The sequence below is a fragment of the Corynebacterium sp. HMSC074H12 genome (genome assembly GCF_001813755.1).
Lineage (GTDB): Bacteria > Actinomycetota > Actinomycetes > Mycobacteriales > Mycobacteriaceae > Corynebacterium > Corynebacterium hiratae.
This window is the reverse complement of sequence record NZ_KV813946.1, coordinates 1-17,195: the sequence shown is the minus strand read 5'-3', so window position 1 is coordinate 17,195 and position 17,195 is coordinate 1. Positions and strand designations below refer to the sequence as shown.

Sequence of the window (17,195 nt, the reverse complement as noted above, 5' to 3'; positions counted from 1 at the left end):
GGGTGGTGATGGTGTTGACGAGGGTTTGGATTTCCGGGGGTAGTGGTACTGCGGCGTGGATGGTTTCGCCGCCAACGACGAGTTGAAAGCTGCGGTATTTCTTGAGTGTTCTCACCAGGCGTTTGATGGATTGACCACTGCGGGTCTCCATCAGGTGGGCCACGGCTAGGGCTGCGATGACGATGTTGAGGTGTGCTGTGATCGAGTCTTGTTTCCTGGCGTAGATTGGGCGTGCTTTCAGGTCTGATTTCGACATCCGAAACGACTTTTCAATGTTGAATAGCCTGCGGTAATGCCCGATAACCTCACTAGCGGGAAGAGTAGTCAGGTCGGTTTCATAGCCTTTAATTCCGGCTAGGGCTCGGTGCTTGGCAGCAAGAGCGTAGTTGACCTTCTTGTTCGGGGCGGAAAGATCGATATAGCGGTTGCGCTTGATTGCGATATCGCCGTCAACAGCGCGTTTGGCTTTCGCTATTTGCTTGCCGATTCCGCGCAGGCTGCGTCTAGCCCGAACATGGGAGTGCTGGAAGTGAGTCCTACAGCGGTGTCACAACCGGATGCAAGTGGGGGCGGCTGAAGAACTACGGCGAGAAACTCGTCGAGAACATCGTCCAAGCAGTCGCTCGTGACCTACTCGTCCACGCCATGACACTCGACGCAGACGGGTACGAATGCGACTACTACCGCAAAGATTAGACGCGCCAGAGAGGCAACTCGCCCCAGCTGTCAGGTGCTCCTGTGCGAGAAAACGGCACGATGGGATTGTGCGGGTAGGTGTGGAACAGCTTCGGTAGCCGGTCGGCTGGAGACAATTCCAGTTGGCGCTGCAAGTATTGGATAAGGGAGAGCTGCCCGAACACGCGATTCATTCCTTCAGCTACCGGAGCCAGCCTGACGTCATTGTTCAGTTTCGGTTTGATGTCGTAAACACGGTTGAACATCCTTGCATGATGAGCTGCGTAATTACGCAGAATATTCAAGGATTTCAGCCATGATTCAAGCTGAGGACCAGTTAGGCCGCAGGGCTCGGCAATCCGTTTGCGCACGATATTGGGCGACATGCCGTACAGGTACGACAGCATCCCCCAATCCATGATTTCGACAGCCGCCCAGATGGGTAGAGTCCCGCCATATTTGGATTTGTGGTGGGCGACGAAGTCCTCCTTCGACGCTTTCAATGCCGACTGGTACTTTCTCAGCCACACCTCGTGCACGCTACGCCCGTCTTTGTTTCGCTGCCGTGCCCGGGCGCTCAAACGCTGGGGATCCAAATAGATCAGCGGGTCAAGGCGACCCAGCTCGTGACCGAGCTTGGTTCGAATAGCCAACTCCACGCGATCAAGCTCGATGAACACGCTGTGGCGCAATTGTTCGTCAAACCCATAGAGGGCTACCACCAGGTCAAACGATGCTCCCTCAACGAATTCATCTCGGGCAGTGCCGTCGTCTTGGGAGAAACGGCGCATCGGGTACCAGTATCCGGACAAGCGGTAGTAGTTCAATTGAGCCAGCAGCGTCTCAGCATGCTTGGGATCATCCACTCGCATCCCACGCTGACGAAGCAATTCGACCTGTTCACCGTAGGTCTTGAACTGCTTCACCTGCTCCACGCACACCCCTGTTTGATACAAAAACGAAGACCGGCCCTGGACTCCCATTGAGGCGGGCAGCGGAACCGGTCATGTTGACTACGAGGTTACCTGGTTGATGACGCCGAGGCAAGAGCACGGGACATGGAGCCATCGGTACGATCCGAACCATCACCTCGGGCGGACAGGTCCTGTTCTGCGGCTGGGACGTGGCGACCGCCCTCGGCTACGCCAACACGAAAGATGCCCTGGCGCGTCATTGCAGGGGGTCGTTAATCACTACCCCCTTGAAACGGCTGGTGGCATCCAGCAGGTCAGGTTTACCAGCGAAGGTGTCCTATTACGACGTGGTGCTGGCGTCGCCGTCGCTGATCACCACCACCGAGATCGCCAAGGACTACGGCCTGTCGGCGAAGAAGCTCAACCAGATTCTGCGCGGGGAGCAGGTGCAGTTTCACCAGCCCGGGCGTTGGTTCCTCTACGCCAAGTTTACTGAGAAGGGTTACACCCAGTCCAAGACGTACGAGTACGACGAGGGCAAGACCTGCACCCACATGTACTGGACGCAGAAAGGCCGCCTGTTCATCTATGACCTGTTGAAGAACATCCGTGGCCTGCTGCCGGTGGTCGAGCGTGAAGGCGAGGACGCCAGATGACCACCACTGCGCTTCTTGATATCGGAATACCGAAGAAGAACGTCGAAGGATACCCTGACCCGACCTGCTACCGGGCCCTGAAAGCGATTCAGCGCGCCGAGATCGACTGGGCTCACCAGATGGACATCCCGAACCACCACCAGATCACCGACCAAGCCGGGCTGGAGCAGGTGGCCAGGTTGGATCACGTCGCCGCAACCTACACCAACGACCGGCGCTCGTCTGCGAGCTTCATTTCCTCGGACTGTGTCGTGATGGACATCGACAACGACCACACCGAGGAATCATCCAACTGGGTGACACTGGAGAAGCTCGCCGAGTTGATAGCGGGTGTGGTGTTCATGACCGCCACTTCCCGTAACCACCAGAAGGCGAAAGGCGTGCTGGCGGCTAGGTTCGGTTTCTTTGATCAGCAGGCGTTGGATGCCGGACGGTTCATCTACGGAACCACAAACGGGCCCTCGGCAGGCTGGCGTTCATAAAGCTAGGAGTCGATCTTAGTGTTGGTGGCAATCGAATGTGTCCGGTACGCCCACTAATGTTGATTAATGGATTCACTATTCCCCATCATTACGCAGACCCAAGGAGAACCAACCCATGACGCACCGCGCAGACGCAGGGCTTGAGCCGGCTCGGGAAACGTCGGCGGCGCAGACGTCGTTTGTGCCGCAGCCAGGAAACCAGGAGGCGCGCCGGGCGGACCTGCGCCGCTGGAAGGCGATTGCGCTGTCCTTCCTGATTGGTGCGGCGGTGATCTTTTTGGGGTGCTCGTGGTGGCAGGCGTCGGCAAGCGGGGCTCCCGTCTGGGTGGGCTACGTGCGCGCGGCAGCGGAGGCAGGAATGGTCGGTGGACTGGCGGACTGGTTCGCGGTGACCGCGCTGTTCCGCCGCCCCATGGGGCTGCCCATCCCGCACACCGCGCTCATCCCCAACAACAAGGACCGCGTGGGTGATGCGCTCAAGGACTTCGTGGAGGAGAACTTCCTCACCGCGGATGCACTCAGCGCCAAGGTGCGGGAGGCGGAGATACCGCTGTGGCTGGCGCGCCAGGGCGTGGAGCCTGGGCGGGCGGAGGAGGTCTCCGCGTGGATTGGTGAGCGCGCAGCCAGCGTGGTCGCAGACCTAGACCCGGCGGAGGCAGAGCAGTTCATCCGCACCCAAGTCATGGACCGTCTGGCAGAGCCGGAGTGGGGCCCGCCGCTGGGGCGCCTGCTGGAGGGCTATATCGCGGAAGGCAAGGCGCGGCCGCTGGAAGATGACCTCATTGAGTGGGCGCACGGCAAGATCCTCGGCATGGAATCCACGGTGGTCACCGCCATTGATGAGCGCATGCCCGGCTGGGCGCCGCGCTTTGCCCGCGAGATGGTGGGGGAGAAGGTCTACGCCGAGCTTGTGGAATTCGCCGATGAGGTCCGCCGCAACGGCAACCACGAAGCCCGCCTGGCCATTCGCCGCAACCTGTCCAAGCTGGCTTCGGACCTGCAGTGGGATGAGGACATGCGCGGGCGCATCGAAGGCATCAAGCAGGAGATGCTGGCCTCCGATCAGGCGCAGAAGGCGCCGGCGGCGATGTGGGCGACGGTCTCCTCCACGCTCATTGAACAGCTCACCGACCCAGAGTCCTTCCTGCGCCAGAAGATCACCGCCAAGGTGAAGGAATTGGCGCACCGCCTGCTGGAGGATTCCGAGTTCCTGGCCCAGGCCAACGAGCTGGTGGACAAGGCCGCGCGCTACGCGGTGGAGAAATTCGCCCCGGAGATCATCGCGATTATTCCGGAGACCATTAAGCGCTGGGATGCGCAGGAGGCTTCCGAGAATATCGAGCTCATGGTGGGCAAGGACCTGCAGTTCATTCGCCTGAACGGCACGGTCGTGGGTGCACTGGCTGGGTTGGTTATCTACACTGTTAATCATCTGCTTTTTGGCGTCTAACAAGGAGTGACGACCATGTCCGTATTTGACTCAATCAAGAATGCCGGTTCCTCTGCTTTTGATGTGGCCAAGGATTTTGGTGGCCGTTTCAAGGAGGAGCGCCAGAACCAAGCCCAGAGCGCGCAGGCGGATCGCATTGCCCGCGCCGCCGATGAGGCGGGCATGGGTGATGGCACCGCGAAGGAAGAGTCCTTCTTTGACCGCGTGACCTCCACGGCCAAGAACATTGGGGAGTCTGTGTCCTCCGCAGCGCGCGAGACCCGCAACTCGGAGTCTTTTGAAAAGGCCCGTGAGGATTTCACCACGGCCTTCAACGAGACCCGTGAGGGTGTGCAGGGCGCTATCAACAACGCCAAGGAGCAGCGCGCGGAGGGCAAGCATGCCCAGCAGCCGCAAGAGCCGCAGAGCCCGCGCAACCCCTACGCACAGAAGCCGAATGACGATGTCATTGACGGCGAAGTAGTTGACGAAAACTAGTTAGTCTTTCTTGATGCACACTTTTCTTAACATTATTGCGTCGATACCGCACTACATTTTCATCGCGGTATCTCTCTTCGCCCTCTTTGGTGCCGTCCTAGCGGCGATGACGCGGGAGGATGCCTTCCGCGCCGGTGACCGCCAGAACAAGTGGGTATGGGTCGGCCTGCTCTTCGGCTCCGCCCTGTTGATGAACCTGCCGCTGCCTTTTGTCAGCTGGATTGGTGCCATCATCACCGGCGTGTATTGGTTTGACGTGCGCCCGCAGCTCAAGGCCATCATCAACGGCGATTATTCCTACTAATGCTGAATCTGCTTGAGGCCTCCGTGGAGGAGGTGCGAACCCAGTCGGCGGGGCAACAGCGAGTGCTGGTCTCCCCGCACCACGTGCTTGCCGCTGAGGGCGCCGAGCACGTTATTGCTGTTGCCGGTTATCCCACCGGCCGCCACCACTCCTTGGTGAAGGCGGCGGAGGCGCGGCTGGCCGTGCAATCAGGTGCCGCCGAGGTGTGGGTTGCGGTGGATGCGCTGCTCGGGGATGCCACCTCGCTCCTCTCCGAGCTCGTCACTCTCCGCGAGGCCTGCCCGCTGCCCGTGCGCTTGGGGCTCATTCTTCCTGAGCGTCCGGCTCTGCCGTTGCCGGAGTATGCGCGTGCTGCCGAGCAAGCGGGCTATCAGTGCCTCATTGAAACGGGCTCCGTCGTTTCAGACGACGAAGCCCTGGATACGCAGCTCTCCATAGAGAGCCTTTAATTCTTAATTAGCCGGTGCCTGCTGTGCTGGCGCGGTGGCGGAATCGAGTTCGCTCATTGGAACGTCGTGGCCAATGAGGGTGAGCGTCAGTTCCCCAGCCCCAACATCCACGGACTCGAAGGTCAGCTGCTGGCCCGCGAGCTGTTCCTCCATGCCTTCGGCCAAGGCATTCGAGATCGCGGAGGTGGCCTGCTCCGGAAGATCGAAGCCGAAGAGCGATGCTTCCTTCGCATCGATGGCGAGCTTGCCGTCGCGAGCCTCCGGCTTGAGTGACAGCGTGGCCAGGCCACCGGCAAATTCCACTTCGAGGTCATCCTCGGCATCGTTGGCGGTAATCGCGGTGACTACCAGGTTGCCCAAGGCGTCATAGCCAGACTGCTCAGCAATGGCCTTTTGGAAGCTGGCGAGCAGGAACTGATCCGGCACCGTCGTCGAAGCCCGCAGCGTGCCCGCGACCGGCTCCTTGGACAGCGTCATGTCTTCGACGTGGACATCAGCGGCCGGTTGGCCGGTGATGGTGGTGCCCTCAATCTTCAGCGTGGACGGGGTCTTCATATCCATCTGCGGAATCTTGCCGTTGAGCAAACCAAAGACCATGGGGCTAGCGCCAAAGCTCACCTCCGGTTCCTCGGAGGTCTCCACGCCTTGTTCCTTCGCGGACTGGGCGAATTCGCTCTTCATCTGCGAGCCCAAAAACCAGCGCAGGCCGAGCTCCGCTACCAAGATGATGAGCAGGAGTGCCACGAGCACGCCGATGAAGATTTTCCAGGCCGTCGAGGCGGGAGATTTAGAAGAAGCCATGACTACTAGTGTGGCGCACTGGATTAAAGTTGGCCAACTACCAGGTCCCAATCCACTGTGAGAACGTTGTCCCGCAGGCGGCGGTTCACCGGGTGGATGGGGACTGTCTGCCGGAGTTCTTCGCGCGCCATGCGCCAGCGCACCCGCGGGCCATAAGGAGACCAGCCGGCGGCGCGGTCCCAGGCGGCGTCGGCTGCCTGCAAGAGCTCGTGGATCGGCTCACCCGGCACATTGCGGTGGATGAGGATTTTGGGAAGGCGCTCCGCGATATCGCTAGGGCGCTCAACGTCGAAGGGATCCCAAGCGAGGGTTAGGGTACGTGGACCGGAGACGTCGAGAAGCACCCAGGCCGATCTGCGCCCCAGCTCGTCGCAGGTTCCCTCCACGAAGAAGCCGCCGGGAGCAAGACGGGAGGTCACCGTGTTCCAGGCTTTCTCCACCTGGTCGACGTCGTACTGGCGCAGCACGTTGAAGGCTCGCACCAGCTGCGGGCGGTAGCCGGCAAGCTCGAAGCCGCCCAACTCGAATGTGACGCCATCGCGCGGCGGCAGGACGCGCTCGGGGGAAATCTCTAGGCCCGTTACCCGGGTATTCGGGTTAACGCTGCGCAGCCAGCCGGCCCACTCCACGGTGGTGGTGTGGGAAGCGCCGTAGCCGACGTCGAGAGCGAGCGGCTCCGGAGTGGAGCGCAGTAGCGAGGAGATCTCCGGGTGCGCCACCATCCACCGATCACAGCGGCGCAGGCGGTTGGGGTTGGTGGTGCCGCGGGTAACAACGCCAAAAGGCCGACCAGCGCTTTCCTGAGCCTTCAGGTTATGCGCGTGATCGGCCATGGCAACAACTGTGGTGTAGGGAGTTGTTTAGAGGTTGTTGGAGATCCACTCTTCGGTGAGCTTGCCCTCGTTGGTGTAGAGCTCCTGCAGAGCTTCAGCGACCTTCGGCTCGATGGCAGCGCCCATCATCGGGATGTTGACGGAAACCTCGGTGACGTAATCCAGAACGGTGGTCTCATCCTGGGCCTTGTAGGTGATGTCACCCTTGAAGTCGACCGGGGTGCCCTTGACGTCAGCGGTGAAGGAGACGGAAATCTGATCGTCGACCAACTCGCCGATGGTCACGGTGCGCTTTTCCTTCAGGTCCTGGGAGACCATGGCGCGAACGGCCTCCGGAAGGAGGGAGGTCGGAAGAATTTCGTAGAGCACAGCGGTGTTGCCGGTGAACTCGTGCACGGTACCCGGTTCCGGGGACAGCTTGGCCACGATGAAGTCCCAGTACTCCTGAGTGGTCAGTGCCTTGTGCACCTTATCGATGGGCTGGTTGATGATAACGGTGTTTTCGCTACGGGTTGACATGAGTTACAGACTACCTTGGTAGACGTGCTAGATAAATTCCTGACCCTCGCTGACATTGACGGAGTCACGCTGGATTCCGAGACCACCTTCGCCGATCTCACGACGCTGCGCATCGGTGGTGCACCGCTGGTGACGGTGCGCTGCGCCAGCGCTGAGGCGGCGGTTGCGGCCTTGGCCGCGCTTGACGACGCCTCCCAGGACTACCTCGTCGTCGGCGGCGGCTCCAACCTTGTGGTGGCGGAAGGCCAGTTGGATGTCGTGGTCGTGGTGCTCGACTTCGAAGACATCGACGTGACCGTGGCCAACGGCCTCGTGCGCGCCGATGCGGGCGCGGTATGGGATGACGTCGTGGCCCTGACCGTGGAGTGCGGTCTGGGCGGCATCGAATGCCTTTCCGGCATCCCGGGCAATGCGGGTGCCGTACCGGTGCAGAATGTCGGCGCCTATGGCGCGGAGACCTCCGACGTCCTCACGCAGGTCTACCTCTATGAGCGCGCTACGCGGACCGCAACGTGGGTGCCGGCCGCAGACCTGGAGTTGGCCTATCGCTACTCCAACCTGAAATTCACCGGGCGCGGCGTGGTGCTGGCTATTGAGCTGCAGCTGACCACCGATGGGCTGTCCACACCCCTGCGCTTTGGCCAGCTCACCCAGAACCCAGGTGAGCGCCGCCCAGTCGCGGAAGTCCGTGAGGAAGTGCTGAAGCTGCGTCGCGGCAAGGGCATGGTGCTCGACCCAGAAGACCACGACACCTGGTCAGCCGGTTCCTTCTTTACCAACCCCATCGTGGAACCGCAGCTTGCCGATTCCATCCAGGAAGCCGTCCGCGCCGCCCGCGGCGACGAGGATGCGGACCGCATGCCGCGCCACGTGGTGGGTGGGACCACCACGTCGAGAGAAAGAGGAGAAGATAAGGAAAAACTCTCCGCTGCGTGGCTCATCGAGCGCGCCGGCTTTGCAAAGGGCTACCCGGGTGAAGAATCGGGTGCGAAGGCAACCTTGTCCACCAAGCACACCCTGGCGCTGACCAACCGCGGTGAGGCCACTGCAGACGACATCGTTGCGCTGGCCCGCGAGATTCGCGCCGGGGTTCAGAAGGCCTTCGGTGTGACGCTGGAGCCGGAGCCCATCTGGCTAGGGGTAGAAATATAAGTGCGCAATATTTAAAATAGCGTTGAATTGCTAGCTCGCCGCCGCAAACACTAGGCGCCCAGAAAGGACCTCGCATGTACATCCCCAAAGACGTACTCTTTGCCATCCTCCTCTTTGTTTCGGCCCTTCTCTGCGCGGTGGCGATGCTGTTGGTCCCAGGCCTGTTCGCGGAGTTCAGCGCAGCGCGCTGCACCTTAATGGCGAGCGTCTTGGGGATCGGCGTCGCCGGGCTGTTTTTCTCCCGCATCCAGATCCGACGCCTCGAGCACTAGCGGTTAGGGCTCCATTGCCCCAAGCTTTCACCGCCGCTTAGGTCATGACGTTGAGCCACTCATCCTTGGCCGCGAGGAAATCGCGTGCGGCCTCCTGTGCGCCCTCGAGTGAGTGGTGGGCGCCCCAGCCGCACTGTACCTCGTTGGCGGCGGGAACCTCGGTGGCGTTGAGGATGTCATTGAGTGCGCCCTCGACGGCGCGGAGCAGCTCGTCCTGCTCCATGCCGTTGGTGATGGCGTAGAAGCCGGTGCGGCAGCCCATCGGGGCAAAACCGATGAGCTTGTTGGTGTAGTTGCGCATGAAGTTGGCCATCATGTGCTCCACCGAGTGGATTGCCTCGGTGCCGAGGTGCTCCTTGTTGGGCTGGCAGAAGCGCAGGTCATACTTGATAATCTCGACTCCGCCGCCCAGGTCGGTGCGGTCGGCGACGCGGATATAGGGGGCGTCGACAAGCCGGTGGTCGAGCTCGAAGGACTTTACGTTGATCTTGTTCTCGGTGTTCTTCTCAGTCATGCTTTCCCAGTGTAACCACGGCTTAGCCTGTGGCCCGAGTGTCCTTCCCCTGAATGCGGGCTGTGCCGCATACGCTGGTCAGATATGAGCGAAGAGGAGATTGGCGGCAACGCTATTCCGGCCGAAGAGCCAGAGACCATCGTGCCGTTTAAGAGCTCGACCATCCTTGAGGTCCAGGGCCACGATGAGGAACGCGACCCTTTCTCCAGGGACAACCGGCTCCGCAAGGAGAGCTGGGGGCTGATCATCCGCCGCACGTGGAATGACTTTTTCCACGATGCCTTCATGGACCGTGCCGCCGGGATGACCTACTTCACGCTCATGGCTTTTGCGCCCACGGTGCTGGCCGCCTACTCCATTGCCACGCTCATCTTCTCCTCCCGCCAAGCGGAAGTGGAGCAGCTGACCTCAGAGCTCATCGAACAGTACGTCCCTGGCTCGCTTTCTGAGCAAGCCCATACGGTCGTCGGCACGATCATCGGCTCTAGCGCGCAGGGCACGTTGGCACTGATCATTTCCCTGGCCATTTCGCTGTTTTCAGCGTCGGCGTATGTGCGGGCCTTCTCGCGCACTGCCAATACCGTGTACGGCCGGGTGGAAGGCCGCGGGATCATCCGCACGTGGGCGCTGATGTGGGGGCTGACAGCAGTCATCGTGGTGGGCGCGGTCATCGTGCTTTTTGCCAACTTGCTGCGTGATGCTGTTCTTAACGAAGGGTTGATTCCGCTCGCGCGCAACGTAGGGCTAGAAGATACCGCCACGTACTTGGTAAGAATCTTCCTTCCGGTGTGGAACTGGCTGCGCTTTCCCGTCACTGTGATCGTGGTGCTCACGCTCATTGCAGTGCTCTATCACTTCGGCCCCAACGTGCGGCCTGGGCGCTTTAGGTGGATTACTTATGGTTCGGTGGTGGCGCTCGTGGGCACAGTAGTGTCCTGGGGGCTGGTGGGCCTCTACCTGAAGTACCTCGCTGCGGCCAGCGCCTATGGTGCGCTAAGCACCGTCATGGCGGTGTTCATGGCTATGTGGTTGATGAACACCGTGCTCATCGTCGGCATCAAGATTGATGCTGAGGTGTTGCGTGCCAAGGAACTGCAGCTGGGGCTACACTCCGAGCGTTTTATCCAAGCCCCGCCGCGCTCTGATAACTCCTCCCAAGCCCAGGCCCGCGCCCAAGAGAGCCTAGAGCAGAGGGCGCGTGAGATTTCAGACAACGCGCGGCAGGCACAGGACGAGACGGCAGGGATGTAGCCCTACTTCAAAGCGAGGTGGAAGGGAATCTCGGTGCCCGGCACGACGATGCCGAACGTGCCGTCTTCCGCGCCGTTCTCCGGCACGCTGACAGCCACTCGGCCGGTACGTTTCTCTTGCGGCTGGAAGGGAGTGTCTACGTCGATAAACCCATTGACATCCCACATGAGGGGCTGCCCATTCGATTCCTCGCCCGGGCCGAAGTAAAGGAACGCCATTTCCGAGCCGGCGTCGGTCTCGTTGCCCACGTACGTCAAGGTCAAATCAAAGACCAGGTATTTCTTCCCCTCGTCCGGCTGCTTGTAGGAAGGGTCCGCGGCCATGACTTCGTCCGTGCCATCGAAGTTGAGGTTGCTGACATCCACGTGCCATTCCGGCCCTTCCAGCGTCGTGTTGAGCGGTAGCGGGTTAGAACGCGAACCGGGCGTGCCTTCTTCAATGACTTGGTTTCCGTTCTCATCAGGAACGCTTTCGTAGTATTCCGTCGCTGTTGGGGTGGGAGAGCCCGTGCTGTCCAGCGTCTCCTCCTCATCCCAGGGGCGCACCGTCGTGCCCACGATAGAACTTGATATTTCGGGTGTTTGCGTAGTGTCCGGAAGCGACCCGATGAATTTTGCGGCCATGAAGAAGAAAAAGACTACCGAGGCGATCAAGCTGCCCACCACAGTGATGATCAGGGCGACTGCTCCCCACACAGTTGACTGGTTGCTGAGGAAAAGTGAGACCGCGCCGGCAATAAGCGCTGCGAGGAGAAGGATCCAGCCTGCGGCGTAGATGCCGGGGATGCAGGCGATGATTGTGCCGAGAACGGCGAGAACCGTGGCGATGATTCCAACGACGGACTTTTTCTTTGGTGGCTCTGGCTGGGGTTGGGCAGCCCCGTAACCGCCGCCAGGATTGTTATGGGGAGTGCCTAAGGGTGGGAAAGGCTGGTTGGCGTAGGGGTTCTGCTGCGGTCCCCCGTGCTGGTGCGGTCTCTGCTGACCGGGGCCTGGGGGTGGAGTGTGCGGCGGATACGGAGGTTGGGTCATGAGTAGCTTCTTTCAGGAGAGCGTCAGATGAGTCCCGATAATAATCGCCGCATGGCTACTGCACCTGGGAAAGCAGCTAGCCGGGGAGCGCTCCTAACTGCCCGGCACACTGTTACTGCGCAGATTCTTCCGAAACCTGGCGGTGGCCCGCGGCCTTTTCTTGCCCGCGCTTATTAATCAGTGCTGAGACTAGGAATCCAAACCCCATAACCGTCGTGGCCCTGGTTGACCACTCGTAATCAGCGATGAGCCAACCGGCAAGGGAAATGACGCTGAGTGAGCCGACAGCTGTTATGAGGAATTTTTCAATATCCATGCTTCGTCCTCTGGTTCGTGGAAGTCTCGCAATTAAGTAAGCGGTGCCTTATGCGAAAAGCTATCACGAGGCGAAGGGCGCAGGCAGAAAAGAAGCCGAGGAGGCCCGCTTCTGAGCGGACGTCCTCGGCTTGTTCTTAGGGCTTGCTGTTAGGGGCTAGCGCCTTAGGCGGAGGGGTAGGTGCCGTCCTCGGTGAGGCGCGCGGAGTCGTCGAGAAGCATGGCAATCTCGGCGGCCTTGGCGTCCTGTGCCGGGAGGCGGCGGCCCTCGATGACCTCAAACAGCGGGGCGCGGCCCAGCATTCCGGCCTCGAAGTGTGCACGGCCAGTACGCAGGCGCTGCTCGGCGTGCTCACGCCACTGGGCGGCGGCGTCCGCCCCGCGCTGCTGGGACACGGCCTGCTCGAACACGCCGGGGTGGGCGTAGACGATGAGCGCGCCGACGTGGCCGAAGCCGAGCGAGGTCAGCGCCGCGGCCTTCACGCTGTGGCCCGCAGAGCCGAGGTCCAGCGGGGAGCGCAGCCACACCAGGTTCGGCGCCTTCGGGGCGATAAGCGGGTCGACGCAGTCCAGGGACACGTTCGCCGGGATGCGGTGCGTGCGGAAGACGTCGATGATGCCGCCGGTTTGGAAGAGCGCGGCACCCGCTTTGGAGTGGCCGGTGAGTGTCTTCTGGGAGATGACAAACATCGGCTGATCCTCATCGCGGCCAATCGCTGGCCACAGCAGGGAGTGCAGCTCGGACTCGTTCGGGTCGTTGGCGCGGGAGATGAAGCGCTCGTCGATGCCGCCGGCGACCACGACGTCGGCCTTGCCCAGTGCACTCTTGCTGCATAACCCAGATAAAGATCCAGCCCACTCTCGACTAGGGCGAGGCGGGCTGAACGATTAAACGAAGCTTGTCACGGCGCACGACACCCCGCCAGACGGACGAACAAATGAGCAGGCAGTGAATGCGGTTGAATGGACGGTGTCAAGTTTTCGTGGCTGGGTGAATTTCCTTGCATCATCAATCGCATGTAGAAATCGCGTAGATCGTGTAGGCTCACACGCAGCACTAACAGCCCGAAAGAAGAAGAACAAGAAAGCATAAAGGAGGCGAACCGCGATGATGACCCATAACAATCAGCCGCTAGGACGCCTCTTTAAGCAACTCTTCTAACAGGCTGACTTGACCATTTCCCGGGAAAGCGGCCCTGCTTATCCCGGACGTTGGTGCCAGCCGCGCGACCCGCGCGCACAACTTATAAGTCAGCCGCCCAAGCAGGCCCTTTCTCACGAACTGCGTTACGCAAACGCAGAGAAAGGCTCTCTTATGCGCCTGCACAACTTCGCCTCCATTGTTGAAGACAAGACGGTGGCGCAGGCACAACTCGTCGCTGACCTGCCCTTCGTCTACCCACATGTGGCGCTCATGCCTGATGCCCACTTTGGCAAGGGCTCCTCGGTCGGCACTGTCTTCGGCACGCTGCGCGCCGTCATCCCGGCGGCCGTCGGCGTGGATATCGGCTGCGGCATGATTGCCGTGCGCACGGGGCTCACCCACGCGGACATCCAGGACTTCGCTCTCGAGGACCTGCGCACCGCGGTCGAAGACTCCATTCCGCTCTCGCCCGGAAACTACAACGGTTGGATCATGGACCCGCGCACCGAGGCCCGCACGCGCGAGCTCTCGCAGCTGGCCCAGGACACTGGCGTGGATCTCGGCCACTCCAAAAACTGGCGTCAGCAGCTGGGCAGCTTGGGCGGCGGTAACCACTTCATTGAGCTCTGCCTCGACGAAGAGGACCGCGTCTGGCTGTTCCTGCATTCTGGCTCGCGCGGCGTGGGCAACAAGATCGCACAGAAGCACATCAAGGCCGCGCAGCGTCACTGCGAGAAGCACTGGATCCAGCTCGCGGACAAGGACCTGGCCTACCTCGTCGAGGGCACGGAAGAGTTCGACTCCTACATTGCGGATCTCCACTGGGCACAGCACTTTGCGCTGCTCAACCGCGATGAGATGATGGACCGTTTCCTCGACTGCGTCGCCACCTGGGCCGGCGCAGACCGGGAGACCCTCGAGCTCGAGCGCATCAACTGCCACCACAACTACACCCAACGTGAGAGCCACTACGGCAAAAATGTGTGGCTCACGCGTAAGGGCGCCATCAAGGCGGACGAAGGCGACCGCGGCCTCATCCCCGGCTCGATGGGCACCACTAGCTACGTCGTGGAAGGCAAGGGCTACCCGCCGGGCCTCAAGTCTGCGCCGCACGGCGCGGGTCGCGTCATGTCGCGCACCCAGGCCAAGGCCCGCTTCACCGAGGCGGATCTTGCCGCACGCATGGAAGGCATCGTCTATCGTCCCGGCGCCGAGTTCGTCGATGAGATTCCGGACGCCTACAAGGACATCGACCGCGTGATGGCTGATGCCGCCCAGCTCGTTGAGGTCAAGCACACCCTGCGCCAGATCCTCAACGTCAAGGGCACCTAACCTGCGTCATGATGAGACCGTCACTTTTAGTGACGGTCTCTTTTGAGCTTTCCGATGCCCCCTCCTGCAGCGTCGCATCAGCACGACGCTTTGCCTTATGTAAGGAAACGAAGTAGGTGACCACTATTGATTACTGCTTATTTATTGCGAAGGGCTGGAACTGCTCGGTTGGTCGGAGGTGAAAGCCGAGTATTAAACTGCGTCGAAGCGAGTTGGCGTTCAGCATCGTCGACCAACATGAAAACATCGTCAGCGAAGTAACCGAGAAGCCCGCCCGCACCGATGACTTTCTTACGCAGAATGCCAGCCTCGGTGAGTGAATCGAGCGCGTCTCGGGCCGTGCTTGTCGATGAAATCCCCAGCTCGGACTTCACAATGGGCACCGTGACCAAAGGCATGGCAGGAAGCTTCTTGAGCAGTTGGAACTCCGTCGAATTCGATTTCAATGCGCGCTTGCTTCCTTGCGCAGTGCGGTGGTGATTGACCTTGTCCATCCATTCTGCTTCTAGGGCGGCGACGCTATCCGCAAGTTCAGCTGCTTTGGTGGTGGCGACTTGTGCAGCCTCGACGAAGAAAGAGATCCATGCCAGCACGTCACCCTCGCGGAATTTCGTGAGTCCGTCGACGTAACGGTCACCGAGCGTTGCCAGCACCATACTGACAGGGAGAACCGCAGCATCGGTGAGCCCTCTGCGCTGCAAAAGTGCGTGAATCATGGCTCGTCCCACGCGCCCATTCCCATCCGGGAATGGGTGGATGGTCTCGAACTGTGCATGAACGAGCGCTGCTTGAACGAGCGCGGCGTGGTCTGCCCCGTTGAAGTATTCAATGAGATCATCGAGGAGTTCTGGGACTTGCACGGGAGGCGGGGGAACAAAAGCTGCATCGATGGGGTGATAGTCAGACCCGCCAATCCAGTTTTGAGTAGTACGTACTCCTTGTAAAGGCTTTTCTGCAACGAGCGCTGTCTGCATTGCAACAATGTCATCCAGGACTAGCTCGTCTTTGTAAGCCAAGTCTGCATTGATGGTGTCGAGGATGGCGACATTGCGGGCGACAGCTGTTGCGGATTCTTTGAAACCCCGAATTCCGGAATCTGATTCACGCGCGAGGATCGCCATGGCCACTTTGTCGGAGTTAGGAGCGATTCCCTCGATCCGGGAGGAAGCGACGGCCTCAGAACGGAGCAGGAGTCGCGCAACGCCTTCAAGGGAATGGGTATTGTCTCTCATCCCAAGATTGTGAATCTCCCGCTCGATGCGAACGATACGTCGCGAGAGCTCGGACGGAAGCTTCAACGACATGCCTGCAAGTGGATCGGGAACGAAAGCGTGATACTTACCTCCTTGTTTGGCGCGTCGAGAAAGACCGCTGCCATCAGCGGGGATCCATTCCAATTCGACTGTTTTTGCCACAGCTGACTCCTCTCATGCGCTTGGGGCATTGGGGATAAGGTTTATCTCGGTAGATTGATGTCCTAGTTTACCGGGATAGCTGTTATCCCGGTGGACTGCGAGCACAAAAGATTAACGGAGCTCCAGTAACCGGTAAGATGCTTCAATGTTGTGCAGACGAGGCAGAAGCCGGATATAACCTCGAAGTCTTGCGTAAGCGGGGACGATTGATTGCTAAAGAATATTCTTCTTTGCGGTCGGCAGGAGAACTGGAACAGGAGAGTTCCGAGAAGCTGAAGTGATGCTGATATGAAGGCAGCGGAATTTGAGGCCGGAGAGACGAAGCCGGCATTACACCAAGTGAGCCTTGTTATGATTATCGAAGGTTTGTCTGTGGCGGCCCCTTGATCGTGGTCTTGCCCGGTTGAGCTGTAGATTTTCGTGAATTGATAAAGGGAATAGAGGCGTCACAATGGCAAAGTTGAACCTGCGCGCAGTCGAGGAACGAACGTCGAAACTAGGTGGCCGTGCCGAATATGATCGCGAGTTCTTGTTCAATTTGCTCGAAGCCTATGGTCGCGCTAAATCTTCAATTACGCGACTGCGGTCGGGAAACCTCGATGTGGCGCAGGATCCTTCGCGAGAAGTAGCGCAGAAGAACGTTGTTTACTTCCATGAATCAGAGTCGGGACAGGCTTTCGATGATTTTGTTCGGTTGTCGACTGCGGCTCACGTCATACCTCGATGCGCAAGGTCGCAGAAGAACTCGGGATAAATCGCTCGACTTTGGGATACTGGTACAAGCAATTCGGCACCAACGTGCCTAAGGATGATGATGCATCGTCACCCGTAGAAAAGCTTGCTGATGCGGAAAGAATTCGCCAGTTAGAACGCGAAAACAAAAGGCTTCGTGAAGAGCGCGATATTCTGCGCAAGGCTGCGAAGTATTTTGCGGAAGAGACGACCTAGTGATCCGCTTCCAGTTCGCCTGTGACAATCTCGCCGACTACTCGGTCAAGCGGATGTGCACAGTCCTGGGCCTAAATCGGTCTTCGTACTACAAATGGAAGAAATCGGCTCCGCGGCGCCGTGCGCGCCTTGTAGATGACGCTGTGATGGCCGCGGAGATCCAGGCCATTTTCGATGCTGAAAACGGCGTGTGGGGCGCTCGTCGCATCACTGCCGAACTCAACGATCTGAGGTTACCCTCGTTTAGTGGACACCCTATTT

The 17,195-nt window shown here is 59.9% G+C and carries 18 protein-coding genes and 3 pseudogenes; 11 read left to right on the top strand and 10 right to left on the bottom strand.

Annotated elements, in window-relative coordinates:
- A pseudogene (locus tag HMPREF2932_RS14060) lies at positions 1-256 on the bottom strand (transposase); the annotation flags it as partial.
- Positions 257-692: 436 nt separating this feature from the next.
- A complete protein-coding gene (locus tag HMPREF2932_RS12160) occupies positions 693-1,610 on the bottom strand; it encodes an Abi family protein (protein WP_070682406.1) in 918 nt (305 codons plus the stop codon).
- Positions 1,611-1,921: 311 nt separating this feature from the next.
- On the opposite strand from HMPREF2932_RS12160, the gene HMPREF2932_RS13930 reads away from it, so the two are divergent.
- From HMPREF2932_RS13930 to HMPREF2932_RS12130, 6 genes are all read left to right on the top strand, one after another.
- Positions 1,922-2,245 (top strand): phage antirepressor KilAC domain-containing protein, encoded by a 324-nt coding sequence (locus tag HMPREF2932_RS13930; protein ID WP_232761147.1) that lies wholly within the window; start codon positions 1,922-1,924, stop codon positions 2,243-2,245.
- Positions 2,242-2,727: a hypothetical protein gene (locus HMPREF2932_RS12150; protein WP_049154434.1), complete on the top strand. Its 486-nt coding sequence runs from the start codon at positions 2,242-2,244 to the stop codon at positions 2,725-2,727. The genes HMPREF2932_RS13930 and HMPREF2932_RS12150 overlap by 4 nt, the downstream gene beginning before the upstream one ends.
- Before the next feature lie 115 nt (positions 2,728-2,842).
- Positions 2,843-4,177, top strand: a complete 1,335-nt coding sequence (locus HMPREF2932_RS12145; RefSeq protein WP_049154436.1) for a DUF445 domain-containing protein — start codon at positions 2,843-2,845, stop codon at positions 4,175-4,177.
- A gap of 15 nt (positions 4,178-4,192) precedes the next feature.
- Positions 4,193-4,654, top strand: a complete 462-nt coding sequence (locus HMPREF2932_RS12140) for a CGLAU_01105 family protein (protein WP_049154438.1) — start codon at positions 4,193-4,195, stop codon at positions 4,652-4,654.
- A 13-nt stretch (positions 4,655-4,667) separates the two neighbouring features.
- On the top strand, positions 4,668-4,958 hold the full coding sequence (locus tag HMPREF2932_RS12135; protein WP_049154440.1) for a DUF2516 family protein: 291 nt from the start codon (positions 4,668-4,670) through the stop codon (positions 4,956-4,958).
- The gene (locus HMPREF2932_RS12130; protein ID WP_049154441.1) at positions 4,958-5,407 is read left to right on the top strand and encodes a deoxyribose-phosphate aldolase; all 450 of its coding nucleotides are present in this window, start codon (positions 4,958-4,960) and stop codon (positions 5,405-5,407) included. The genes HMPREF2932_RS12135 and HMPREF2932_RS12130 overlap by 1 nt, the downstream gene beginning before the upstream one ends.
- A gap of 3 nt (positions 5,408-5,410) precedes the next feature.
- Here the strand turns inward: HMPREF2932_RS12130 and HMPREF2932_RS12125 are convergent, their stop codons facing one another.
- From HMPREF2932_RS12125 to HMPREF2932_RS12115, 3 genes are read right to left on the bottom strand one after another with little or no spacing between them, the layout of a single operon-like run.
- The gene (locus tag HMPREF2932_RS12125) at positions 5,411-6,208 is read right to left on the bottom strand and encodes an LmeA family phospholipid-binding protein (RefSeq protein WP_071410252.1); all 798 of its coding nucleotides are present in this window, start codon (positions 6,206-6,208) and stop codon (positions 5,411-5,413) included.
- Between the two features lie 23 nt (positions 6,209-6,231).
- Positions 6,232-7,041, bottom strand: coding sequence for a class I SAM-dependent methyltransferase (locus tag HMPREF2932_RS12120; protein WP_070754803.1), 810 nt, complete (start codon positions 7,039-7,041; stop codon positions 6,232-6,234).
- 27 nt (positions 7,042-7,068) lie between these two features.
- Positions 7,069-7,560, bottom strand: coding sequence for a DUF2505 domain-containing protein (locus HMPREF2932_RS12115; RefSeq protein ID WP_070526146.1), 492 nt, complete (start codon positions 7,558-7,560; stop codon positions 7,069-7,071).
- A gap of 24 nt (positions 7,561-7,584) precedes the next feature.
- Here HMPREF2932_RS12115 and HMPREF2932_RS12110 point away from each other — a divergent pair, with 24 nt between their 5' ends.
- Entirely contained in the window at positions 7,585-8,712 is a 1,128-nt protein-coding gene (locus HMPREF2932_RS12110) for a UDP-N-acetylmuramate dehydrogenase (protein WP_070754805.1), read from the top strand.
- Positions 8,713-8,786: 74 nt separating this feature from the next.
- The gene (locus HMPREF2932_RS12105; RefSeq protein ID WP_070516424.1) at positions 8,787-8,984 is read left to right on the top strand and encodes a hypothetical protein; all 198 of its coding nucleotides are present in this window, start codon (positions 8,787-8,789) and stop codon (positions 8,982-8,984) included.
- 37 nt (positions 8,985-9,021) lie between these two features.
- On the opposite strand, the gene HMPREF2932_RS12100 is transcribed toward HMPREF2932_RS12105, so the two are convergent.
- Positions 9,022-9,498 (bottom strand): S-ribosylhomocysteine lyase, encoded by a 477-nt coding sequence (locus HMPREF2932_RS12100; protein WP_071410251.1) that lies wholly within the window; start codon positions 9,496-9,498, stop codon positions 9,022-9,024.
- An 84-nt stretch (positions 9,499-9,582) separates the two neighbouring features.
- Between HMPREF2932_RS12100 and HMPREF2932_RS12095 the strand changes: the two genes are divergently transcribed.
- Positions 9,583-10,749, top strand: coding sequence for a YihY/virulence factor BrkB family protein (locus HMPREF2932_RS12095; protein WP_070510563.1), 1,167 nt, complete (start codon positions 9,583-9,585; stop codon positions 10,747-10,749).
- A 2-nt stretch (positions 10,750-10,751) separates the two neighbouring features.
- Here HMPREF2932_RS12095 and HMPREF2932_RS12090 read toward each other — a convergent pair whose 3' ends face one another.
- The 3 genes and pseudogenes from HMPREF2932_RS12090 to HMPREF2932_RS12080 form a co-directional block, all read right to left on the bottom strand.
- The gene (locus HMPREF2932_RS12090; protein ID WP_071410250.1) at positions 10,752-11,780 is read right to left on the bottom strand and encodes a hypothetical protein; all 1,029 of its coding nucleotides are present in this window, start codon (positions 11,778-11,780) and stop codon (positions 10,752-10,754) included.
- A 112-nt stretch (positions 11,781-11,892) separates the two neighbouring features.
- Positions 11,893-12,096: a hypothetical protein gene (locus HMPREF2932_RS12085; RefSeq protein WP_046647827.1), complete on the bottom strand. Its 204-nt coding sequence runs from the start codon at positions 12,094-12,096 to the stop codon at positions 11,893-11,895.
- A 164-nt stretch (positions 12,097-12,260) separates the two neighbouring features.
- Positions 12,261-12,863, bottom strand: a pseudogene (locus tag HMPREF2932_RS12080) (hypothetical protein); the annotation flags it as partial.
- Between the two features lie 547 nt (positions 12,864-13,410).
- On the opposite strand from HMPREF2932_RS12080, the gene HMPREF2932_RS12075 reads away from it, so the two are divergent.
- Entirely contained in the window at positions 13,411-14,571 is a 1,161-nt protein-coding gene (locus HMPREF2932_RS12075; protein ID WP_070561552.1) for an RtcB family protein, read from the top strand.
- 137 nt (positions 14,572-14,708) lie between these two features.
- On the opposite strand, the gene HMPREF2932_RS13630 is transcribed toward HMPREF2932_RS12075, so the two are convergent.
- Complete coding sequence (locus HMPREF2932_RS13630; protein ID WP_046647824.1) at positions 14,709-15,986, bottom strand: Fic family protein; 1,278 nt, start codon at positions 15,984-15,986, stop codon at positions 14,709-14,711.
- Between the two features lie 720 nt (positions 15,987-16,706).
- Between HMPREF2932_RS13630 and HMPREF2932_RS13925 the strand changes: the two are divergent.
- Positions 16,707-17,195 (top strand): annotated as a pseudogene (locus tag HMPREF2932_RS13925) (transposase); the annotation flags it as partial.